The sequence below is a fragment of the Halobacillus hunanensis genome (assembly GCF_900166655.1).
GTDB classification, from domain to species: Bacteria; Bacillota; Bacilli; order Bacillales; family Halobacillaceae; genus Halobacillus_A; species Halobacillus_A hunanensis.
In genome coordinates this window covers 366,433-387,574 of the sequence record NZ_FVZB01000005.1, presented here as the reverse complement: position 1 = coordinate 387,574, position 21,142 = coordinate 366,433, and the positions used below count along the sequence as shown (strand labels likewise).

The 21,142-nt window shown below is 41.1% G+C and carries 24 protein-coding genes; 5 read left to right on the top strand and 19 right to left on the bottom strand.

Translation table 11 applies throughout. The annotated features are described in order from the left end of the window. Window positions 1-9: 9 nt before the first annotated feature. The 6 genes from B5354_RS02965 to B5354_RS02940 all read right to left on the bottom strand — a co-directional run bounded on the left by B5354_RS02965 (window position 10) and on the right by B5354_RS02940 (window position 4,812). A complete protein-coding gene (locus tag B5354_RS02965) occupies window positions 10-786 on the bottom strand; it encodes an enoyl-CoA hydratase-related protein (RefSeq protein ID WP_176142392.1) in 777 nt (258 codons plus the stop codon). Between the two features lie 29 nt (window positions 787-815). Next, window positions 816-1,694 carry a PaaX family transcriptional regulator gene (locus tag B5354_RS02960; protein ID WP_079525768.1) on the bottom strand — a complete coding sequence of 293 codons (879 nt, stop codon included), beginning with the start codon at window positions 1,692-1,694 and terminating at the stop codon, window positions 816-818. Between the two features lie 71 nt (window positions 1,695-1,765). Beyond that, window positions 1,766-2,209 (bottom strand): acyl-CoA thioesterase, encoded by a 444-nt coding sequence (locus tag B5354_RS02955; RefSeq protein ID WP_079525766.1) that lies wholly within the window; start codon window positions 2,207-2,209, stop codon window positions 1,766-1,768. Window positions 2,210-2,227: 18 nt separating this feature from the next. Beyond that, a complete protein-coding gene (locus B5354_RS02950; protein WP_079525764.1) occupies window positions 2,228-2,983 on the bottom strand; it encodes a CoA-transferase subunit beta in 756 nt (251 codons plus the stop codon). Between the two features lie 15 nt (window positions 2,984-2,998). Next, window positions 2,999-3,913, bottom strand: coding sequence for a CoA-transferase (locus tag B5354_RS02945; protein ID WP_079525762.1), 915 nt, complete (start codon window positions 3,911-3,913; stop codon window positions 2,999-3,001). Between the two features lie 107 nt (window positions 3,914-4,020). Further along, window positions 4,021-4,812 carry an enoyl-CoA hydratase/isomerase family protein gene (locus tag B5354_RS02940; protein ID WP_079525760.1) on the bottom strand — a complete coding sequence of 264 codons (792 nt, stop codon included), beginning with the start codon at window positions 4,810-4,812 and terminating at the stop codon, window positions 4,021-4,023. Between the two features lie 424 nt (window positions 4,813-5,236). Between B5354_RS02940 and B5354_RS02935 the strand changes: the two genes are divergently transcribed. The 4 genes from B5354_RS02935 to B5354_RS02920 all read left to right on the top strand — a co-directional run bounded on the left by B5354_RS02935 (window position 5,237) and on the right by B5354_RS02920 (window position 9,039). Then, window positions 5,237-6,154 carry an NAD(P)/FAD-dependent oxidoreductase gene (locus B5354_RS02935; RefSeq protein WP_425432089.1) on the top strand — a complete coding sequence of 306 codons (918 nt, stop codon included), beginning with the start codon at window positions 5,237-5,239 and terminating at the stop codon, window positions 6,152-6,154. 27 nt (window positions 6,155-6,181) lie between these two features. Continuing rightward, window positions 6,182-6,427, top strand: coding sequence for a ferredoxin (locus tag B5354_RS02930; RefSeq protein WP_079525756.1), 246 nt, complete (start codon window positions 6,182-6,184; stop codon window positions 6,425-6,427). Between the two features lie 324 nt (window positions 6,428-6,751). After that, on the top strand, window positions 6,752-7,729 hold the full coding sequence (locus B5354_RS02925) for an MBL fold metallo-hydrolase (RefSeq protein ID WP_079525754.1): 978 nt from the start codon (window positions 6,752-6,754) through the stop codon (window positions 7,727-7,729). Window positions 7,730-8,199: 470 nt separating this feature from the next. After that, complete coding sequence (locus tag B5354_RS02920; protein WP_079525752.1) at window positions 8,200-9,039, top strand: CAP domain-containing protein; 840 nt, start codon at window positions 8,200-8,202, stop codon at window positions 9,037-9,039. Between the two features lie 155 nt (window positions 9,040-9,194). Here the strand turns inward: B5354_RS02920 and B5354_RS02915 are convergent, their stop codons facing one another. The 4 genes from B5354_RS02915 to B5354_RS02900 form a co-directional block, all read right to left on the bottom strand. After that, window positions 9,195-10,595 (bottom strand): YjiH family protein, encoded by a 1,401-nt coding sequence (locus tag B5354_RS02915; protein WP_079525751.1) that lies wholly within the window; start codon window positions 10,593-10,595, stop codon window positions 9,195-9,197. A gap of 153 nt (window positions 10,596-10,748) precedes the next feature. Continuing rightward, on the bottom strand, window positions 10,749-11,003 hold the full coding sequence (locus B5354_RS02910; RefSeq protein ID WP_079525749.1) for a biotin/lipoyl attachment domain-containing protein: 255 nt from the start codon (window positions 11,001-11,003) through the stop codon (window positions 10,749-10,751). 63 nt (window positions 11,004-11,066) lie between these two features. Next, on the bottom strand, window positions 11,067-12,359 hold the full coding sequence (locus B5354_RS02905; protein ID WP_079525747.1) for a Glu/Leu/Phe/Val family dehydrogenase: 1,293 nt from the start codon (window positions 12,357-12,359) through the stop codon (window positions 11,067-11,069). A 30-nt stretch (window positions 12,360-12,389) separates the two neighbouring features. Continuing rightward, on the bottom strand, window positions 12,390-13,595 hold the full coding sequence (locus tag B5354_RS02900; protein WP_079525746.1) for an ornithine--oxo-acid transaminase: 1,206 nt from the start codon (window positions 13,593-13,595) through the stop codon (window positions 12,390-12,392). A gap of 220 nt (window positions 13,596-13,815) precedes the next feature. Here B5354_RS02900 and B5354_RS02895 point away from each other — a divergent pair, with 220 nt between their 5' ends. Next, window positions 13,816-15,234 carry a sigma-54 interaction domain-containing protein gene (locus B5354_RS02895; protein ID WP_079525744.1) on the top strand — a complete coding sequence of 473 codons (1,419 nt, stop codon included), beginning with the start codon at window positions 13,816-13,818 and terminating at the stop codon, window positions 15,232-15,234. A 1-nt stretch (window position 15,235) separates the two neighbouring features. Here B5354_RS02895 and B5354_RS20395 read toward each other — a convergent pair whose 3' ends face one another. The 9 genes from B5354_RS20395 to B5354_RS02855 all read right to left on the bottom strand — a co-directional run bounded on the left by B5354_RS20395 (window position 15,236) and on the right by B5354_RS02855 (window position 21,109). After that, window positions 15,236-15,385, bottom strand: coding sequence for a hypothetical protein (locus B5354_RS20395; RefSeq protein ID WP_176142391.1), 150 nt, complete (start codon window positions 15,383-15,385; stop codon window positions 15,236-15,238). Between the two features lie 19 nt (window positions 15,386-15,404). Continuing rightward, window positions 15,405-15,926, bottom strand: coding sequence for a hypothetical protein (locus tag B5354_RS02885; RefSeq protein WP_079525740.1), 522 nt, complete (start codon window positions 15,924-15,926; stop codon window positions 15,405-15,407). 119 nt (window positions 15,927-16,045) lie between these two features. After that, entirely contained in the window at window positions 16,046-16,498 is a 453-nt protein-coding gene (locus B5354_RS02880; RefSeq protein ID WP_079525738.1) for an SRPBCC family protein, read from the bottom strand. Further along, window positions 16,495-16,629, bottom strand: coding sequence for a hypothetical protein (locus B5354_RS20840; protein WP_281252720.1), 135 nt, complete (start codon window positions 16,627-16,629; stop codon window positions 16,495-16,497). Before B5354_RS20840 ends, B5354_RS02880 begins: the two co-directional genes overlap by 4 nt. 727 nt (window positions 16,630-17,356) lie before the next feature. Further along, on the bottom strand, window positions 17,357-18,019 hold the full coding sequence (gene wrbA, locus B5354_RS02875) for an NAD(P)H:quinone oxidoreductase (protein WP_079525736.1): 663 nt from the start codon (window positions 18,017-18,019) through the stop codon (window positions 17,357-17,359). A 74-nt stretch (window positions 18,020-18,093) separates the two neighbouring features. Beyond that, complete coding sequence (locus B5354_RS02870; protein WP_079525735.1) at window positions 18,094-18,708, bottom strand: alpha/beta hydrolase; 615 nt, start codon at window positions 18,706-18,708, stop codon at window positions 18,094-18,096. Continuing rightward, window positions 18,708-19,655, bottom strand: coding sequence for a ring-cleaving dioxygenase (locus B5354_RS02865; RefSeq protein WP_079525733.1), 948 nt, complete (start codon window positions 19,653-19,655; stop codon window positions 18,708-18,710). Before B5354_RS02865 ends, B5354_RS02870 begins: the two co-directional genes overlap by 1 nt. Window positions 19,656-19,739: 84 nt before the next feature. Further along, entirely contained in the window at window positions 19,740-20,183 is a 444-nt protein-coding gene (locus B5354_RS02860) for a MarR family winged helix-turn-helix transcriptional regulator (RefSeq protein ID WP_176142390.1), read from the bottom strand. Window positions 20,184-20,458: 275 nt separating this feature from the next. Then, window positions 20,459-21,109 carry an SDR family oxidoreductase gene (locus B5354_RS02855; protein ID WP_079525729.1) on the bottom strand — a complete coding sequence of 217 codons (651 nt, stop codon included), beginning with the start codon at window positions 21,107-21,109 and terminating at the stop codon, window positions 20,459-20,461. Window positions 21,110-21,142: the final 33 nt, after the last annotated feature.

Genomic DNA, 21,142 nt, shown 5'->3' with positions numbered 1-21,142 from the left:
GTTCCCCCTTTATCGAGCTTTAAAGCTGGCTTTCCTTTTTTCCTTAAAAGCTTCCAGTGCCTCCACCCGATCTTCTGTCGGGATGATCACCTCGTACGCTTTAGCCTCAATAGCTAATCCGGTATTCAAATCCGAATTGTTCCCATAATTGATGGCATACTTGGCTTGAGCAACAGCTAATGGACCATTCGCCATGATTTCATCGGCTAACTGGACAGCTTCAGATATTAGCTCATCAGCCGCACAAACTTTATTTACTATCCCCATGTCCAGTGCTTTCTCGGCATTAATGCGCCGGGCTGTCAAAATAAGCTCCTTCGCCTTCGATGTACCGATTAACCGAGCTAGCCTTTGAGTGCCTCCCGCTCCTGGAATAATGGCCCAGCTAACCTCTGTCAATCCAATGAAAGCGCTTTCTGAAACGTACCTAAAATCACAAACAAGCGCTAATTCAAGCCCGCCGCCTAGAGCATAGCCATTAATGGCTGCAATAGTAGGCGGGGCTAAGTTTTCAATCTCATTAAATACCTCTCGAATCATTCGTACATTACGCCGGACTTCGTGCTCAGAAAGATTCCTTCTCTCTTTCAAATCAGCCCCAGCACTGAACGCCTTTTCTCCCGATCCGGTAATCATAACAGCCCGTATATCTTTGTCCATTTGAATCTGTCCTATAACTTCTCTAAGCTGCACCAGGGTTGCATAATCGAAACAATTTAACCGTTCAGGCCGATTAATGGTGATGATCCCTAGATAACCATCTTTCTCAAAAACTACCTTCTCCATATATACAGCCTCCAATTTCTTGGCGCTTACTATACGTGAACTTTATCAAACGGATTAACAGCTTTCTCACGATGCGGCTCCACTTCCCTGTCCGGGGCAGATTCATACAATGACTCAAAATAACGAACGGCTGGAATGGAGATCATCTGATGAATCTTCCAAAACAGCTCTCGCGCTTCTGTTCCCCTAAAGTTCTCAGGCAGCAGATCCACTGGAAAAATGGGATCATTGAATAAGAACTTCCGATATTCATGGACAATTTTCGTTCGTTCAATGAAGCTTTCTTCATCCGTTAAAGTATTTTGAAGCGCCTTTTCCCGTAAGTCATCATATATTTTCAAATGTTCCTGGATAAAACGATCATACTCATCTGAGATATGCTGTAAATCCCAGCCTTTGTTGACAATTTGCTGATCATCATGCGACATCACTTTTGAAGAAGTAAACAACATCATATAGTCCTCAAGATTGTGGCGTTCCATCAGCTCCATCACCTGTTTTTCAATAGGGTTGGGACTAACCCAGGTGCTGTTGGAAATCGCTCCAAATCCTGTCCAGTTCAATTCTTTTCGAATTTCATTACGCATATCACGTTTTGCTTCAGGAAAAGAGTAGGTCAAGATGCGCCATTGACCATCCCACCTTGCATTTCTTTCGCTATAAACACGTTTTACACCTTCGTTAATCTGGTTGATTCCTTGCGGTGTAAATGAATAATAGCTTCGATTTCCAATTTTACGAACTTGCATTAGCTCTTTTTGAACCATTCGTAAAATGGCTCCTCTTACCGACGATTCAGAGACTCCGAAGCGTTCCATCAGCTGGATTAGGCTTCCTACCCATATCTCGCCGCCATAATTTTGTACATACTCTCCAAACAGTGTAAACATAAGTGACCTTGGTTTCATTTTTTCACCATCCATTACCTCGATGTATAGTAAATTGATATGTTATTTTTATTATAGATGATTAAAGCGTATTATGCATTAAACTGTGGCTTTTTGGAGGTGGTATGTTTGTCTGCCGTAAGCATTAGCCTGGCTTCTTCAGGGATGGGAACTGCTTTAATTCCGTCTTCGAATTTTTTCACCCAGCCCCTCAATTCATATCCATGACCGGTAAGATCCTGACCGCGATACACTTCATGGGTAAGTTTGATCGTTTTATTGTTCACTTCCTCTGCTGTCGTTACGACGGTCATCAAATCATCATAATAAAGAGGCTTCTTAAAGGTGCAGCGAGTATCCATCATCGGTAAAATGATTCCTTGTTCTTCCTCCAGTTTCTTTGGCGACAATTCACAGCTACGAAAAAATTGGTGGCCCGCTATATCGAACCACTTGAAATAGTTCGGATAATAAACGATACCTGCCATGTCTGTATCGCCCCAATTTATTAAAAAATTCACCTCATTACTGCGCATAACACATTCTCCTTTCTCTTATCCTGTCCAAAATCCATTTGGGTCGATGGAGCGTATAACATCCAACTCTTCAGGCTGAGGAGGAGGAGTCTCCTTTAAGTCGCTGGCTTCCTTTAAATCCCAGCCTGTATTTTCGTTGACTTCTTCTTTTGACACCCCTGGATGGTGAGAAGATAGCTCTAGTTCATTGTTGTCGCTGGGGCGCATGACTCCAAGAGTTGTGATTAATGCTCCAATTCCACCCCTGGGAAGACCGTTTTCCTGACGCCATTCCCCTCCAGTCCCTGCACCAGGAGAGGTAATATAATCAACTTTTTCTGTCAGACGCCTTTTTTCATGATTCATAATGACCAGCAGCCGTTTTGATAAACCTGCAATGTCAGCAGCGCCTCCACTGCCCGGCAGTTTCACAGTTGGTTCCTTATGATCACCAATATAAGATGTATTCACATTTCCATATTTATCTATCTCTGCTCCGCCAATGAATCCACAGTCCACATCTCCACGCTGCATCAAAAACATTAAGTGATTCGTGGAAGTACACCACTTCGCTCCTTCAATATTCGGAGTGTCTCCCATCGTGTAAAGTAACTCCTCGGAAGGAAAATCCCTTACGATACCACATTCATAAAAACCAACAGCATTAGGTGCATGCGTTCGTTTAGCTACGGCGAAAGCGAGCATCGGAAGTCTCATTCCTACAAAAACCACTTCTTTATCCTTAATTTCCCTGGCAGCAGCTACAACCATTAGTTCCCCTGTTGTATAATTCATTTTTTCCAACCTCCTTTACTCAGCCGCATAATTGACGGGTGCCGCTAATTTTTCCATTTTTATTTGAAGATTCTCTAATCGTTCACGCCCCACTTTTTGTAAGTACTCTTCATGGGAGTTGACCCCTAGGACATAATTGTCCAGCCAGGAAAGAAAGCCTTCTCTCGTTTTCGTTTCTTTATGGTACGAATGGAAGAATTCATGATCCCGCTTGTAGTATCCCTGTACGGGAGATGGATGGGCAAAACCTGGACAGGAAACAACTGAAGAAACCTTAAAACCAGGTACTAATACACGGTTTGGATCACTGTCAATTTCGTGAGTTTCCACGATTTCTTCTGCAAGTAAAATAACTTTTTTACTTGCCATGGCAGCATCCTGTGCGATACCCAGATTCCCCCACAAATGTGCATTTCCTTCTTTGTCAGCCCTTTGCACCCCAAGGATTGCCACATCTGGGGTTAGTGCCGGCACGTAGACGAGTTTTTCTCCTTCATAATCCTGCGTTTGTAAACCGGGATTGGTATCTAGAATATTCGTGCCTAACAAAGACCGAGTTGGTAAAAACGGAACTCCCATAGCTCCAGCTAACAATGCCAATCCTATTGAGAAATTGCTGTGGTCCTCAATTTCAATCGGAAAAGGAACCCCCTTTTCTACAGAGCGACGATAATTATGGCCTAATCCTGCACTCACGTTCCCTGCCCAGGCGGCTGTTACTTTTTGAACGGCTCCTGCACCAATTAACAGATCAAACAAAATATCCGAGATCGGCGCAATTACATTAAGCTTTTCTTTTTGCTGGCGAACCATCTCATGTGCTGCAGCAAATGGAATCATCGGTTCTAAACAGGCTCCCATGACAACCGAATCACCGCTTTTCACGTGTTCTTTAATCGCTGCATCTAATGACTGAACTTTTTGTTCCACCGTCTTTCACCTCCACTGGAATAATGATGCTTACATATGAGATTCACAATGACTTAAAAAGGCGATACCGGAACACCGATACCGCCCCTCACTTTACTTAATCAAAATTATTTTCCGCTCCAGTCAGCCTCGCGTTTTTCTAGGAAAGCACTCAAGCCTTCTTGAGCGTCTTCAGAACGGAACAACAGGTTCTGCAGTTCTCCTTCGTAACGGATGGCTGCATTTAACGGCATTTCTTTGCCGTTCATAATGGAAAGCTTAATGTTTGAGGCCGCATACGTGGCCTGGCTCGCGACCTTCTCAGCATAAGCTAATGTCTTTTCACGTGTTTCTTCCTGTGGGTACACTTTGTCCACGAGTTGGATGTCCAGCGCTTCTTGCGGAGAAATCGTATCCCCGGTAATGTTCATATCGAGCGCTTTAGAATGGCCAACTTGACGAGCCAAACGCTGTGTTCCGCCTGTTCCAGCTAACACACCAAGGCTGATTTCCGGAAGCCCGATCTTTCCAGCGGAATCCCCCATAAAGCGAAGATCACAGGCAAGTGCCATTTCCAGGCCGCCCCCAACTGTGTGGCCTTCTAAGCAAGCAATCCAGATTTGTGGAGAACGCGCGATCTTATCTAAGGTTTCATTACAGAAAAGGCAAAACTGTGTCTTGAATTTCGGTTCAGCAGATTTTAAGAATGAAACATCCGCTCCAGCTGAGAAGAATTTCGGCATGTCACTCATCAGTACGGCTACTTTAATGTCATTATCGAAGCGGATGTCATCAATCGCCGCATTTAATTCACGGTAAAAATCCAAGTTGTAAGAATTAGATTTGTTCACATGAATGTGTACTTCTGCAATGCCTTTGTTTTTCGTTACCGTTAATTTGCTTTCAGTTGCTGTTGTCATGTTTCATTCCTCCTAATTTTCATTACTATTTATTTACTATCGTTCCATATACATAATGTAAAGAACATTGACTGCTTTATCAAACCCTCAAATTGACCATTTCATTACATTTAAAGCCTTATAATTAAGTGATATCTTCCATTTCCTTTTATATACTGCCATTTTTTCAGAATTTTAAATATTCAATGTCATTGATGTATCTATATACGCTTTCACTCTGATTTGTAAAAGCCTGCACAAAGCTAAAAACCATTTGACACCTTAAAGATCATGATATATATTATTTATAAATTACGATAGTAAATAAAACATAATGTAATTTGGAGGGATCTTATTGTACACGTTCTACGAGGACGAAAAGGTGTATGACATTACGATTATTGGCGGTGGACCTGTAGGCTTATTTACAGCCTTTTATGCTGGAATGCGACAGTCATCCGTCAAAATTGTAGAAAGTTTACCGCATTTGGGAGGCCAGCTCACCGCACTATATCCGGAGAAGTACATTTATGACGTTGGAGGCTTTCCTAAAGTAAAAGCTCAGGACCTGGTTGATCGATTAACAGAGCAAGCTAATTATTTTGACCCTACCGTTTGTTTAGAGGAAATGGTTGAGGATTTAGAAGTTCTGGAAGACCAGACGATCAAGTTAACAACAAACCAAGGAGTACACTATACAAAAACCGTGATCATAACAGCAGGAAATGGGGCATTCAGCCCTAGAAAGCTAGATTTAAAGGATGCCCTGCAGTATGAAGGGAAAAACCTTCATTACCATATTAAAGATTTAAATCGATTCAAGGATAAAAACGTTCTGCTATTTGGGGGAGGAGATTCCGCTGTGGACTGGGCCCTCATGTTAGAACCTTTAGCGAAACAGGTTACTCTTGTTCACCGAAGAGATAAATTCAGAGCCCATGAACATAGCGTTGAACAGCTTCTTAATAGCAAAGTTTCCATTAAAACTCCATATAAACCTGAACGATTTAATGGGAATGAGGAATTAATTAATGAAACCGTAATCAGGCATAGTAAGAAAAACGACGATCAACATTGCATTAAAGTTGATGACGTCATCGTGAACTTTGGATTCTTAGCCTCTCTCGGGCCTATGAAAAACTGGGGATTAGAAATTGACAAGAATTCAATAGTCGTAAATTCCAAAATGGAAACGGCTATCCCAGGAGTTTATGCTGCAGGAGATATTTGTACGTATGATGGAAAAGTGAAATTAATTGCCAGTGGCTTTGGCGAAGGCCCTACCGCTGTAAACAATGCAAAGGCCTATATGGATCCAAAAGCCAAGGTTCAGCCAAAGCACAGCACGAGTGTTTTCGCTTAATAAATTTTTTACAGGAGGTCGATGATATTGGCTAAATTCACAATGGTTGATAAAGATACTTGCATCGCTTGTGGAGCATGTGGGGATACGGCTCCTGATATTTTTGGCTATGATGATGAAGGATTGGCTGACGCTATTCTGGACGATAACAAAGGCATCACTGAAATAATCGGAGACTTAGAAGAGGATTTACTAGATGCCGAAGAAGGCTGTCCTACAGAATCGATTAAAATTGCCGAGGAACCTTTTCAATCTACAGTAACTAGTAAGTAAGTCAACGAAGACAGTCTATCCAAATGAGGTTAGGTCGCTATATTCCTACGCTAAGTCACTATCACCTCGAGTTAGGGCGTTAACATTATGAGATAGGACGCTATACTTTTGAGACAAGACATTATCCCTCATCGTTAGGAAGCTATAAAGAGTAATCTGCCAAAAAGGAGCAGCATGCAGATGATGCAGCCGCTCCTTTTTAAAAATGGAAATGAATGGATGATCTGAGGTGTCAAAATGTGGAATGAACGCATTAAATAATGTATAATTCTAGCAAAAGATCTCTCTGCCGAAATAGAACTTTTAGATAGGGGCGTGATAAATATGATTGAATCTCAAACAAGTACTTTCAATTTATATCCGATTTCTGTACCAACTCCGGGCAGTTTGAAAACAGTAAATTTCTATCTCCTTTCAACCAAAAATCAGCTGCTATTATTTGATGCGGGCTGGACAGGAGATTCATACTGGCATGCGCTTCATCAAACTTTAGAAGAAAACCAATTCGAACTTAAAGAGCTGACAGGCATTGTCCTCAGTCATCACCACATTGATCACTGTGGTTTGGTGGATCAAATCGTTGCACAACATGATATCCCTGTTTACGCTCATAGAAAAGCTTTCCCCCGCCTGCAAAGAGATGAGGCATTTTTGAAGAAGCGCATCCAGTTTTTTGAAACCTTATATAATGAATTTGACTGCGGAGAAAGAGGAGAAGTACAGGTTAATCATCTAAAGCGCTCCCTCGAAAATAATCGTCACCTTGCCGTAGAAGCAAACCTTTCACCAATTGAAGAAGCTCCGCTTGACGGGTTAAGTGTTCTTCACTTTCCAGGCCACGCTCCTGACCAAATCGGACTTTGGGAAGAAAAAGCTGGAGTTTTGTTAGGAGCTGACGTACTTATCCAGCACATTTCCAGCAATGCTTTAGTTGAACCTGATGAAAATGGAAAGCGACTGCCGACCCTCTATCAAAGCGTCGAGTCCTTAAAATCCATTGCTTCCCTCCCCGTTCAACTTGTCTATTCTGGTCATGGAGCTATCATTCACAATCCTCAGGCATTAGTTAAAAAGCGATTAAATCGTATTGACCAAAAGGGAAATAAAATCATATCCCTTATTGAGAAGGGTGCTTCAACAGGCAGAGAAATTGCCCAAAGCTATTACGGTTCTACTTACAACCAACAATTCTCCCTAGTTATGTCAGAGATTATCGGGCAGCTCGACTATTTAGAAACCAGGGGTCAGATTAATAAAATTATGAGAAACGGTGTGTATCATTATACCGTAGCTAGTTTGTAACCTGTGTGCTCAAGTAAGCAATCCCGTACCACTCTAACGGTGGTACGGGATTTTAATTTTTCCTTCTCCTCCCTACTTTTCCGTTTACATTTGATGGATTACTAAATCCCTTCCATTATTTATAGAATATGGGTCCCTATTCCTATATAAGTAGCAAACAATTGTAATATTGAAGTAACATTCGTAACAAAAACTTGCCGTTAAAAAGCTTGTCAACCTAAATGCATTGTTAATATTTTTCTTTATATCCTTATAAATTCCAATACATGATGATTTTTTCTATGAAGGCCAAATAAGGGAACCCCCGTGTTATCAAGGATAACTTGAATTTTTCTATGTATATACCTGTTTTGTCAACTTATTAGCACTAGAAAAATAGAGTTAACCAGATTTATCCTACTATATTACAAAAATCGAATGATAGTATAAAAGAGTCGGAAAGACAAAAACCCAAAAGGAGGAAGTAAAACATGAAAGGTATGTCATTTATCATTTCTGGAGCCGTAGCGGCATCGCTTTTATTTGCTCCAGCAGCAACGCAAGCGTCGACTGCGGATCAGAAGAACACTAATATAGATTGCTCGACAAATTGGGAGGAAATGATTGGGAAGTTTCAAGAAGGTAGCTCAATCCAATCCATCTTAAAACAGATAGAAAAGGCCCAGGTTGGAATGGAGCAGCCAGCTCAAGCTGAGCAGCAAACAGAAACACCTCAAAAGGCTCAAGAAAAAACAGAACAGCCTAGCACACCTGCTAAAGAAGACCAGCAGCCACAACCGGCTAAGGCTGAGCAACAACCAGCACCAGCTGAAGAGCAGCCAGCTAAAGCTGAGGCTCAACCAAAACAGCCAACAAAAGCCGAGGCTCAACCACAAGCCGAAGAAACAGCTCAAACTAAGGAGCAAACAGAACAATCTGCCGACAGTTCAGTCGTATCAGCATTTGAGAAAAAGGTTGTAGAATTAACAAATGCTGAGCGTACTCAAGCAGGACTAGAACCACTGAAACTAGATGTAGAATTAAGTAAAGTAGCAGGAGATAAATCTCTTGATATGCAGCAAAAAAACTACTTTTCCCACAATAGCCCGACTTACGGGTCACCGTTTGATATGATGAATGCATACGGTATTGACTATCGCAGTGCCGGAGAAAATATTGCAATGGGACAAACTTCTCCACAAGAAGTGGTTCAAGGATGGATGAACAGTGAAGGTCACCGTAAAAACATCATGAACCCTTCCTTCACACACATTGGTGTAGGATATGTGGAAGAAGGTAACTACTGGACTCAAATGTTCATTGGTAAATAATTAGACTATGATTCTGCCACCGAGATGCACTCTCGGTGGTATTTTTTATTCAAATTGCACACCTAAATATGCCCCCAACAACCTTGTTAGCTTGTTGAGGGCTTTCCAAACTTCATAGCATTTTGTACATATCGATAACTATTATCCTTTCTAAATTAAAAGAATAAGTGTGCCATCAAAGCGATAATTGGCAGTGTGATTAAAGTTCGCTCAATAAAAATGATCACAAGATCTTTAAAGTTAACCGGAAGTTTGGAACCAAGCAAAAGCCCGCCAACCTCCGACATATAAATTAATTGGGTAACCGATACACAAGCGATGACAAATCTAGTTAAAGGACTTTCGATACCGCTCCCTAGAACTGCTGGCAGAAACATATCTGCGAAGCCAACAACCATGGATGGAGCGGCTGCAGCTGCTTCGGGAATTTGCAGCAAGTTAAGGATAACGATAAACGGCGCTCCAATAAATTCGAATACCGGCGTGTACTCAGCAACAATCAATGCTACCGTTCCAATCGCCATTACGATGGGGATAACCCCCATCCACATATCCAAAACATTTTGCCCTCCACCTTTTATAACCGATGTCCACCTGGTTGATTTCGCTTTTTCTACTGCCTGATCCATCCCCCATTTAAGTGAAGAGACATCTCCAGGGATTTTTTCATTAAAATGATTGTCCGCGTGTTCATAATACTGGTCTTGTTTCCTGGAAAGCGGCGGGATGCGCGGGCAAATTAAGGCTGCAGCTAAACCTGCAACAACGATGGTTAAATAATATTGAAAAAACATATGTTGGAGATCCATAAGTGTTAGGACAACAATCGTAAATGTGATAGAGACAACGGAGAAGGTGGTCCCGATGACAGCTGCTTCTCTTTTCGTATAATACCCTTCTTCGTATTGCTTGTTAGTCAAAAGCACACCGATTGTACCGTCCCCCAGCCAAGACGCCAGACAATCAATGGAGGATCGGCCTGGTAAGGTAAAAACTGGTTTGATAATTTTAGTAAATAAAGCTCCGCACAATTCGAGCAATCCAAAGTCCAGTAACAACGGTAAGAGCAGTCCCGCAAAAAGAAATACCGCAAACAGAGCTGGGATTAGATCATTAAACAACAATCCCCCGGTCGCATCTGACCATATGAACTGAGGACCTATCTCAAAGAAGGTCATGATTACAAATATCATGGCCAGCATCCTTGTCCAAAACCAGACTGTCGACACCCCAAAAAGACCTTTCAAGAATGGCTTTTCCAAAATCCAATCAGGCTTGAAAGCTTTCGTTACAACCGTCATCACAGCTGTTAAAATGATCACGCTCGTTATGAATTCCGGTAACACTCCAGCGAATGTGCTTTGAATCCAGCTCGCCAGTAAGGCGACTGGAATGGTAATTTCTCCTTGAATACTAAGAGGTATCATAAACAAAAAGATTCCAGCTAAAGAAGGAATCGCGAATTTCAGTAAGTGATTAACGCTATACCCCTTTCTTGGTTTCGTTTCATCATTCTGAGAATAACTGTGTTCCTTACTCTGGGCAGCTTCGCTCATACATAACTCCCTTCCCAATTAAAGGCGTATTTAGTCTCGTGGAAAAAAGTCCACTTCGTGTTGCCTACAATTTTTCTTGTACAAACATTATTTTGCAAATTATGCAATAAATGCAAACGTTTTCAAATGAAACTAGAGGAAGTTGAACTCCCTCTAGTCACTACCGGTAATCTCAAGATCGTCCCTCAACTCGGTTAACACCGTTTTCGGAGTTACTTCCTGTCCTTGTACAATATCTAAAGATATGATATCACCACTGATCCCAACAGCTACTTCCACCTCATTTTGCTCTTTTGTTTCAATTAAAAACAGTGGCTCCCATTCATAAACATATGACGATGAATTAACAAATACCTTCTTAACAGAACCATGGCAAGGACTATAAACAGTCTGAAGGACTTCCTTCATATTTTTTCCCCCTCTTTATAGGAATTCCGAGTAATGCTCACTTTTCGTCCGTCCATATAACTTTTATACCCATCCACGAAAGCGGGCAGCTTCCGCCATTCTGCGTACACCGACAATATAGGCAGCTAAACGCATATCAACCTGATGCTTCTGAGATGCCAAGTGTACCTTGTCAAAAGCATCTACAATTACTTGTCGCATTTTCGTTGCAACTTCTTCCTCGGTCCAGTAGTAGCCCTGATTATTTTGTACCCATTCAAAGTATGATACCGTCACTCCACCAGAACTTGCCAGAACATCTGGAACCAGGAGGACCCCGCGTTTGGTTAGTATTTTAGTGGCCTCAAGAGTTGTAGGGCCATTTGCGGCTTCTACAACGATGGAAGCCTTTATATTCTTGGCGTTCTGCATTGTAATTTGGTTGGAAATGGCTGCTGGTACAAGAATATCGCATTCCTTTTCAAGCAGTTCCTCGTTCGTAATGGTATTCTTAAACAGATTAGTAACTGTACCAAAACTATCACGGCGGTCCAGTAAATACTCAATGTCTAGTCCGTCTGAGTTATAAATGGCCCCATGCGCGTCTGAAATGCCAACAATTTTTGCACCCGATTCATGCATGAATTTTGCCAGGAAGCTTCCTGCGTTTCCAAATCCCTGGATCACAACATGGGCTCCTTCTAATTGGATTCCCCTTTTCCTGGCTGCTTCCTCAATACATATCGTCACACCGCTTGCGGTCGCTGTTTCCCGACCATGAGAACCGCCTAAGACAACTGGTTTCCCCGTAATAAAACCTGGAGAGTCAAACTCACGAATTCGACTGTATTCATCCATCATCCAGGCCATAATTTGTGAATTGGTGAATACATCTGGAGCTGGAATATCTTTCGTTGGTCCAACGACTTGACTGATTGCGCGAACATATCCGCGACTCAAACCCTCTAATTCCCGAAAAGACATCTCGCGAGGGTCACAAATAATGCCGCCTTTCCCTCCGCCATAAGGTAAATCTGTGATGCCACATTTTAAACTCATCCACATCGAGAGTGCTTTTACCTCTTTCTCATTAACTTCCGGATGGAATCTGACACCGCCCTTTGTTGGTCCAACAGCGTCATTATGCTGCGAACGGTAGCCTGTGAAAATTTTAATTTTCCCATCATCCATCCGGACAGGAATGCGGACCGTAAACATTCTCATTGGCTCTTTTAGTAATTCGTAAGTTTCTTCAGGATAACCCAAACTCTGAATGGCCTCTTCAATAACAACCTGTGTGGATTTGAACAAATCGAGTGACTCTGCTTTCGGACTATTCTCTAGCTGCTTGTTCTTTAAAAGATCAGTCGTTGCCATTATTCTCACTCCTATGGAATAGATCAGTCTTTATTTGGATAGCACTTGAGTAATTTTTTCAATTGCCCAATCAAGGTCTTGCTGCTTGATCACGAGCGGTGGTGCAAAACGGATGACATTTTCATGTGTTTCCTTACACAGCAGTCCTTCTTCTTTTAGTTTTTCACAATAAGAACGGGCCGGCTCATGCAATTCTACTCCAACGAATAGTCCTTTGCCGCGTATTTCTTTAATTACAGGATTATCAATTTCTTTCAGCTTTTCTTGAAAATACTGACCAAGCTCAAGAGAACGATCTACAAGCTTCTCTTCTTCAATTACATCTAATGAAGCAACTGCTACAGCACTAGCAAGAGGATTCCCTCCGAAGGTAGAACCATGCGAGCCTGGAGTGAAGACACCTAAAATATCCTCGTCTGCTGCCACGCAAGAGATTGGCATCACTCCTCCGCCAAGAGCTTTTCCTAGAATGTACATGTCAGGATGAACATTTTCCCAGTCACAGGCAAACATCTTTCCTGAACGGCCTAGACCCGCTTGGATCTCATCAGCAACAAATAAAACATTCTCCTTCTTACATGCCTCATAGGCCTCTTTCAAGAAACCTTCCGGTGGCATTACAATTCCCGCTTCTCCTTGAATTGGTTCGAGTAAAAAGCCTGCAGTATTTGGCGTGATAGCTTCTTTTAATGCATTGATATCACCATAGGGAACCAGTTTTATTCCTGGAAGAACGGGGCCATAGCTATGATGACCATCTTGTTCAGATGACAGCGAAACAGCCGTCATCGTTCTTCCATGGAAGTTGCCTTCGCATGCGATAATTTCAGCCTTACCTTCAGGAATACCTTTTTTCTCATAGGCCCAGCGACGGATGGTTTTCACAGCCGTTTCGACCGCTTCAGCTCCTGTATTCATCGGAAGCACCATATCTTTCTTCGTTAGTTCAGTTACTTTTTTGTAGAATGGTGCAAGTTGGTCGTTATGGAAAGCACGTGATGTCAGCGTGACGCGATCAGCCTGTTTTTTTAACGCTTCAATAATTTTAGGATGTCTGTGTCCTTGGTTCACAGCTGAGTATGCGCTTAACATATCCATATAGGTGTTGCCCTCAGGATCTTTAACCCAGACACCTTCAGCTTCTGAGATAACAATTGGGAGCGGGTGATAATTATTTGCCCCATACTCTTCCGTCTGATTTATGATTTCCTTTGTTTTTACAGTTGTGTTAGTCATCTAACTCCTCCTTGAAATATATATAATAGTTTCCACTTAACTTACTATGCAATTTTCATGCCAACATATTGGCCTCTTGAATTGACGCTATTTTATTGATCCATGCTTGACCAACAAGCAATATCATTTTGCACTTTTTATAAAAAAAAGATAATAACGCCAAATTATTTTGCAGTTCAGCAATTACTCTATTAAACTATACATAATAGGAGGAGTTAATATGGACGAACAGATTGTGATAAATAATTCATTAATGAAAATGAACGAACTATATGAAAAACTCCTTGATGAAGTTGATGTCGGCATTCATGTTATTAACGAAAAAGGAAAAACCATCATTTATAACAAAAAAATGATGGAGATTGAATCAATGACAGGTGAAGATGTCCTTGATAAGAATTTATTAGACGTTTTCATGTTCGATAAAAGTCAAAACAGTACACTAGTCAAAGCACTAAAAACCGGAAAAACGACCAAGAACGTCAAACAAACCTACTTCAATAATAAAGGGAAGGAGATCACAACGGTTAACAACTCCTTCCCTATCATAAAAGATGGTGAAATTACGGGAGCAATTGAAATGGCGAAAGATGTAACTCATCTTGAACGTGTCATTAAGGAAAACGTGCTTCGTAAACAAAATACAAAGTTTACCTTTGAAGATATTATCGGGCAAAGTGATTTGATGGAATCGGTTATTGAAGAATCGAAGCGGGCAACTCGTACGCCTTCTTCTGTGCTCATAGTAGGAGAAACGGGGACGGGAAAGGAATTATTTGCCCAGAGTATTCATAACGGCAGCAGCCGCTCCGGCGCACCTTTCATATCTCAAAACTGTGCAGCTATACCAGATAATTTAATGGAAGGTCTGCTATTTGGGACTAAAAAGGGAGCGTTTACAGGAGCCATCGATAGACCAGGGCTGTTTGAACAAGCAGATGGCGGCACATTATTACTGGATGAAATCAATTCGTTAGACCCCGCTCTTCAGGCAAAACTATTAAGAGTGATTCAAGAGAAATCAATTAGAAGAGTTGGAGATATGAAAGATAAACATGTAGATGTACGCATCCTTGCTACACTAAACGAAGATCCATTAGAAGCTGTAACGAACAACCGATTAAGAAAAGATCTCTATTACCGCCTTAGTGTTGTTACTTTATTTGTCCCTCCGCTCCGAGACAGAAAAGAGGATATTTTACTGCTTGGCCAGAGTTTCATAAATAAATATAATGCTTTATTTAATATGGATGTCAAAGGGGTAGATGAAGATGTTATACAATTGCTTCAACAGCATGACTGGCCGGGAAATGTGAGGGAATTGGAGCATACGATCGAAGGGATCATGAATTTAATTATGGGAGAAGAAATCATTACATTGCAGAACCTGCCTGTACGGTTTCGTAAAAGGTACCAAGCAAATGAAGCACCTTCTTCTCAGAGTGAACAGCTCCCCCTGGCTGCTATGTCTGAATCTGAACAAGGAACAAAAACGTTACAGGATAAAGTGGCTGAAGTTGAAAAGTTTTATATTCAACAAATTCTCGCTGAAAATAACCATAATATTTCAAGGTCTGCAAAAATTCTTGGCATTAGCAGACAAAGTCTTCAATATCGCTTAAAAAAGTTTAATCTATAATTCATTTATTATTATTAACTACAATAAAAGCTCCCACTAAAGGAGCTTTTACAGCTTGTGGAGAACCCCTGTTTTTCTGCAGGCGGCAATAGCGCAGCCCATGCAGTTCTTTTGAATCTGCAAAGCTACGCTCAACCTTCTCTTTTCTCATGCGGTCTAACCACTTTCCTTCATTGGAAATCCGGTGGAGAGGTATTTTTAATTTGTTTCAAAGTATTTTCCATCTCTGTTTTAATCATGTTCATAACTTCTAAATTAGGTGAACGTTCATCCATCATATAAACGAGTTCATATGATATATAACGGTAACCTTCTAACAATTTATTAAAAACCTTGTAATCTTCAGGATTCATTTGTTTAATATCAAGAGTCGCATCGATACCATTTATGTTATCCGATATATAGCGACCGACCTCTTTCGAGACTTCTTTATCAAAGTTTGTTTCAATCACCATCTGGACTTTGGAATCAATTAATTCAAATTGATCTATAAATTGTTGCGAAATAATTTTAAAATAGTCGTCTTTATCTTTTGTCCTTAGTTTCTCTTGCCACTCAATCATTTTCTTGTTGGCACGTAAGGTGATCAGGCCAGCAATTAATGCCCCCAGAAATGCCCCTATTAATGTTCCGCCGCTTGTAATCCAGGCATCAGGTGATATACAGGTCCAAAAACCTTCACACTGAATCACGTAACTCCTCCCTCATCGACAAAAATAGATTGCTATTTATGATATGAACAGAAGAGAGACAGTATTATCCTGCTTCGTTACGTGTTTCCCATGACGCTTATTTTTTCCGCTAACCAAATTTACCCATTTACTGCTTCCTGTTCCACTCGATCCATAAATTCTCCCACTACTTTATGATTCCCTTTCTTGCCACCCAGCTTAAGCATCGCTCTTCCTACAAAGTTCGTTCCTTTATTACTGCCTTCATAGATAAATTTCGTGCGATTCTCTCCTACTTTTACTAACGTGAAGGTAAGATCGATCTCAAAGGCTGAACCCAGCACAAAGCTAATACGCTTCTTTTTCTTATCTTCCAGATCTTCATACGACAATGTTTCGACGATATAAGTTTCGACACGCTTTCCTTCACGGTAGCTCTGGCGATGTTTGGCTCCCACTTCTTCTTCAGTCTTTTCAATAAGTTGATGCTCCTCAACCTTAGGCATGATGCGGTGAATTTGAGCATCGGAAAATAACTCCCACACCTCTTCGATAGAAGCTTCAATGATTCTTTCTTCTTTCCAACTGATCATGGCACGTCCTCCTTTCCAGATGCGAGAAAATCATCTATTTCTTCTATCCGTATCTGAAGTTCCTTTATCTGGTTTATCTGGTCCTGTATGGCTTTCTTTTTTGGATCAGCAAATTCACTAATCTTGTGCATCCTTTCCCTCCCATTCCATCATAAACTGTGGGGTGCACAACAAGGTCAATACGTTATGTCCATTCCATTCTTTATAAATAGAAAAAAAGCGTAAAAACACTTGTATTACTTAAGGTTTTTACGCTTTCCCTTATCTTATTACCAATTATCCTAGTCTGATTATACCACTATTCTGATTCATTTTTGGGTATTGCCTGTCCGTACATATATTACAAGTTTAAAAAGCTCTAATCTTGGCGTTCCTAAAGGGAACTCAAAAACTTTTTAGCAAATTTTAATAATTCTACAAAACTCGACTGAATTTTCTTAACCACTCCTTTATACTCAGAATTATGTTTAGAATATTTTGACTTATTAAACCTTTTTGCCCCCTATGAATACCAAAATAGAAGTTGTTCATACTTTTCACACACTACAAACTTTGTAATTTAAGGAGGATTGATGATCATAAAACACATCCTTGGTTCCTTTCAGTTTGTTCATACCAACCGTTCAGTTAAAGATCCTGGAGATCCAGGAATGGGGTAAACATAAGAATTGTTGCTGTTTAATGGCTCTCTACATAACAAAAACACAAACTTCTCGCGAATACGTTCGTGTTTTTGTTATGGGTACATATACTGTTTTCGGGTATATAACTCTAGAAAAGTCATTGTTATGTATATGACATGTGGAGAACTTGAACCCTCCACATGTCTAAGAAATATCTAAGAAATACAGCGTTGAATTATTGTTGACCCTGTTTTACCCAGGAAGCGATTGTAACTGTACGTTTAGCTTGATGTTTAACTGCATCCTCTATATCCTCTTGCATGTTTCCTTCCTGATCAACTGTCACACTAACACCATATGGGTTCCCGCCTGAAGTGAATTGCACAGGATCTGTGTATCCAGGAGCAGCAATAATCGCACCCCAGTGCATCATAGAAGTATAAAGTGCCTTAACTGTCGCTTCTTGACCACCGTGTGGGTTGTTTGCTGAAGACATTCCGCTAACCACTTTATTAATCAGCTTCCCATTGAACCAAAGTCCACCTGTTGTATCAAGGAATTGTTTCATTTGTGCCGGCAAATTACCAAAACGAGTTGGCATACTAAAGATAATTGCATCAGCCCACTCAAGGTCTTCGAGGGCTACCTCAGGTACATCTTTGGTTGCATCTGCATGAGCTTTCCACGCTGGATTGTTATCAATCGCTGCTTGTGGTGCTAGTTCAGGGACTTTGACCAGCTTCACTTCAGCACCTGCCTGCTTGCCACCTTCCTTTGCCCATTTTGCCATTTCGTAGTTTGTGCCCGTTGAACTGTAATAAATCACTGCTAATTTTACATTTTCCATTGTTGAATCGCTCCCTTTTGTATCTTTTCTAAAAAAATTTAATATTCCCATGTGGTATATCTCCTATTCAAAAAATCAAATGCTTATTTTGTAACTTATTTACCCGAATCATAGAACTGTTGACTTTATCTTTTAAGAGATGTCGCCCTGTACCATTCAGCCGCTTTGTCAATTTCACTTTTTGTCAACTGGTGCCCTTGGTTCTCCCAATGAACTTCTACAAGAGCCCCGGCTTTTTCCAACATTTCAGCTAATTCTTCAGTTTCTTCAGGGCTGCAAATCGGATCATTCGTCCCGGCACCGATGAATACAGGAAGTCCAGTTAAATCAGGTAGTTCGATACCTCGACGCGGTACCATAGGATGCAATAATATGGCTCCCTGTAAAGAGTTTTGGTAGTGGAATAGCAGACTGGCAGCTATATTTGCCCCATTGGAATAGCCAATGGCAAGCATATGGCTGCGATTAAAGTCATGATCATGGGCAGCTGTATCAAGAAATTGATGCAGCTCTTTCGTTTGCTTGATCAAATCTTCTTCATCAAATACACCCTCAGCAAGTCTTTTAAAAAATCGAGGCATACCATTTTCACTTATGTTGCCACGAACCCCCAGAATTGATGCAGAGTCATCAATCATCCCCGCGATCGGTAATAAATCGGTCTCTGTTCCTCCGGTACCATGCAGCAAAAGGAAAGTTGGCTTTTCCAAGTCCGTTCCTTTATGATAAATGTGTTTCATTATTGTTCCCCCTTACGTTCTCGCACAGTTATAGGTGTAAGAACTTCTTCAATTCTTGAGCGATGTGTTTCGAGCCATTGAGGAAGTTTTAACTTTTCGCCTAATGCTTCGAACGGCTCGTCACGTGTGAATCCTGGCGGGTCTGTGGCAATCTCAAATAATAATCCGCCATGTTCCCGGAAGTAAATGGCATCGAAATAATCCCTGTCTTTTACATCTGTCGGGAAGAATCCCTTATTAGCAATATGGGTCTGCCAATCTTTATGGTCTTCAAAGTCTTTTGCTCTAAAAGCAATATGATGAATAGTACCAGCCCCCAGTTCACCTCTTGGGCTTGCCGTTAATTGAATATCAATGATATTTCCTAATTCACCATAAGAACGAAAACGGAGATAGTCACCTTGCTGGCCAACTTTTTCCATTCCCAAGACATTTTCAAGTAAATCTGCCGTTTTGTATGGAGCAGCTGTATTTAAGATCGCCCCTCCAAATCCTTTAATAGCAAATTCAGGTGTCACATCACCGGTTTCCCACCTACTCTTAGGGCCTCCTTCTCGTGCCACGATTTCAAGGTGCAAGCCGTGCGGATCATCAAATAGAAGAAATTCCTCACCAAAGCGGGTTTCTTTATTTACCGACACATTGAATGCCAGAAGCCTCTCTTCCCAGAAACCGAGGGCATTTTCAGGGACCACAAATGTAGTTGTACCAACCTGGCCAGTACCAATCCGACCTTGATGGGCGCCCGCCCAAGGAAAAAAGGTCATAATTGTTCCCGGTTGACCATTCTCATTTCCAAAGTACAAATGGTAAGTGCCTGGGTCATCAAAATTTACGGTCTTTTTTACTAATCTTAATCCAAGAACACCAGCATAAAAATCAACGTTTTCCTGCGGGTCCCCTACAATTGCTGTAATGTGGTGGATACCTTCTGTAGCCTTCGTCATGTTTCCGCTCCTTTCGTTTGTATTATGTCGACTCATTTACTTCTAATTCATTTATCTCGAATTAAATATAAATAACAAAAAAATTTAGTTGTCCTTCAAAGAAAGACCCAACCTCTTTAACAAAGAAATCAGTGTTTTCTTTTCAGTCTCATCTAACTCTTCAAATATATGTTGAACATCTCTTGCATGTTGCGGAAAAATGTCATCCATCAGATTCTTGCCTTTGTCTGTGACCCTGGCATAAATAACGCGCCGATCTTCTGGACATCTGATCCGCTGCAGGAGCTCCTTTCCTTCTAACTTATCAACAACATACGTAACACTGCCGCTGGCAAGCAAGATCTTCTTCCCAATACGTTGTATCGGCTGGTCACCTTTATGATAAAGCAGTTCCAGAACGGCAAACTCCGTCGGATTCAAATCATGTTTTTGAATAGCTTCTCTAATCTTTTCTTCCACAACATGACTTGCACGAGAAAGAACAATAAATGATTTTAAGGACAAATCTTTTTCATCATACTGCTTCATGGGCATCAAATCCTTAATTAATTTATCTCTAATTCAAGATAAATTTTATAGCAAATGATTTGGTTTGTCAACTAAAAGAAAAAAGCCTAATATATCGATTGGAGCATCAATAAATCAGACTTTTTTTATTGGCACATAGCGACCTATGATAGCTAAGTTCGAAGGAGCATAGTTAGCATAGTTCTTTGGTTTTTCAACAAGTTATTCCAGGAAAATAGAAAGACAATTCACCATATCGGCGAATTGTCTTTACTAAATGAAACGTCCTTCTTCCCTTATACGGACGGTATAGCTTCCTTAATACGTTTCGTTCCACTTACTACCTGAAATTCCTTACCGATCGTTGTCTCATTTTCCAGACTGGCAACGATAACATGTGCCACATCTTCTCTAGGAATTTCAGCACGGTTCACTTCGTATGCAGCCTCTATCTGACCTGTTCCTTCCTCATTTGTTAACCGCCCTGGATGGATAATCGTATAATCCAAATCCATTGACTTAAGCCACTCATCTGCATAATGCTTGGCTGCAACATATGGTGCAAAGGACGAAGGGGCGGCCTGGATGGCTTCACGCGTCGTATCAAATGAACTAACCATGATAAATCGTTTTACTCCAGCAGCTTTAGCTGCTTTCATAGTTTTCACAGCACCGTCCAAATCAATTAAAATGGTTTTATCCGGCCCTGTGTGCGGTCCAGATCCTGCAGTAAACACAACTGCATCCACTCCCTCAGCAGCTTTTGCGATCGTTTCGATGTCCTTTTCTAAATCTACCACTGCGGTTTCCGCACCAAGATCTTCAAAGAAGGAAGCCTGCTCCTGCTTACGAATCATGGCTTTTGCTTCCAGGTTATCGCTGTCCTGAATAAATGAAACGAGATGTTTTCCTATTTGCCCATTTGCTCCAACTACAAGTACTTTCATTTTCCCCATCCTTTCAAATTAAAAAGTTCAATC

What these genes read in the sequence shown, in the direction of transcription:
- B5354_RS02915 (WP_079525751.1), bottom strand. Translation starts at nt 10,595, where the DNA reads ATGAGCGAAGCTGCCCAGAGTAAGGAACACAGTTATTCTCAGAATGAT.
- B5354_RS02865 (WP_079525733.1), bottom strand. Translation starts at nt 19,655, where the DNA reads ATGACGAAGGCTACAGAAGGTATCCACCACATTACAGCAATTGTAGGG.
- B5354_RS02920 (WP_079525752.1), top strand. Translation starts at nt 8,200, where the DNA reads ATGAAAGGTATGTCATTTATCATTTCTGGAGCCGTAGCGGCATCGCTT.
- B5354_RS02895 (WP_079525744.1), top strand. Translation starts at nt 13,816, where the DNA reads ATGGACGAACAGATTGTGATAAATAATTCATTAATGAAAATGAACGAA.
- B5354_RS02900 (WP_079525746.1), bottom strand. Translation starts at nt 13,595, where the DNA reads ATGACTAACACAACTGTAAAAACAAAGGAAATCATAAATCAGACGGAA.
- B5354_RS02880 (WP_079525738.1), bottom strand. Translation starts at nt 16,498, where the DNA reads ATGATCAGTTGGAAAGAAGAAAGAATCATTGAAGCTTCTATCGAAGAG.
- B5354_RS02905 (WP_079525747.1), bottom strand. Translation starts at nt 12,359, where the DNA reads ATGGCAACGACTGATCTTTTAAAGAACAAGCAGCTAGAGAATAGTCCG.
- B5354_RS02955 (WP_079525766.1), bottom strand. Translation starts at nt 2,209, where the DNA reads ATGCGCAGTAATGAGGTGAATTTTTTAATAAATTGGGGCGATACAGAC.
- B5354_RS02870 (WP_079525735.1), bottom strand. Translation starts at nt 18,708, where the DNA reads ATGAAACACATTTATCATAAAGGAACGGACTTGGAAAAGCCAACTTTC.
- B5354_RS20395 (WP_176142391.1), bottom strand. Translation starts at nt 15,385, where the DNA reads ATGAGAAAAGAGAAGGTTGAGCGTAGCTTTGCAGATTCAAAAGAACTG.
- B5354_RS02935 (WP_425432089.1), top strand. Translation starts at nt 5,237, where the DNA reads ATGCGACAGTCATCCGTCAAAATTGTAGAAAGTTTACCGCATTTGGGA.
- B5354_RS02940 (WP_079525760.1), bottom strand. Translation starts at nt 4,812, where the DNA reads ATGACAACAGCAACTGAAAGCAAATTAACGGTAACGAAAAACAAAGGC.
- wrbA (WP_079525736.1), bottom strand. Translation starts at nt 18,019, where the DNA reads ATGGGAATATTAAATTTTTTTAGAAAAGATACAAAAGGGAGCGATTCA.
- B5354_RS02855 (WP_079525729.1), bottom strand. Translation starts at nt 21,109, where the DNA reads ATGAAAGTACTTGTAGTTGGAGCAAATGGGCAAATAGGAAAACATCTC.
- B5354_RS02925 (WP_079525754.1), top strand. Translation starts at nt 6,752, where the DNA reads ATGATTGAATCTCAAACAAGTACTTTCAATTTATATCCGATTTCTGTA.
- B5354_RS02960 (WP_079525768.1), bottom strand. Translation starts at nt 1,694, where the DNA reads ATGAAACCAAGGTCACTTATGTTTACACTGTTTGGAGAGTATGTACAA.
- B5354_RS02860 (WP_176142390.1), bottom strand. Translation starts at nt 20,183, where the DNA reads ATGAAGCAGTATGATGAAAAAGATTTGTCCTTAAAATCATTTATTGTT.
- B5354_RS20840 (WP_281252720.1), bottom strand. Translation starts at nt 16,629, where the DNA reads ATGCACAAGATTAGTGAATTTGCTGATCCAAAAAAGAAAGCCATACAG.
- B5354_RS02910 (WP_079525749.1), bottom strand. Translation starts at nt 11,003, where the DNA reads ATGAAGGAAGTCCTTCAGACTGTTTATAGTCCTTGCCATGGTTCTGTT.
- B5354_RS02965 (WP_176142392.1), bottom strand. Translation starts at nt 786, where the DNA reads ATGGAGAAGGTAGTTTTTGAGAAAGATGGTTATCTAGGGATCATCACC.
- B5354_RS02950 (WP_079525764.1), bottom strand. Translation starts at nt 2,983, where the DNA reads ATGAATTATACAACAGGGGAACTAATGGTTGTAGCTGCTGCCAGGGAA.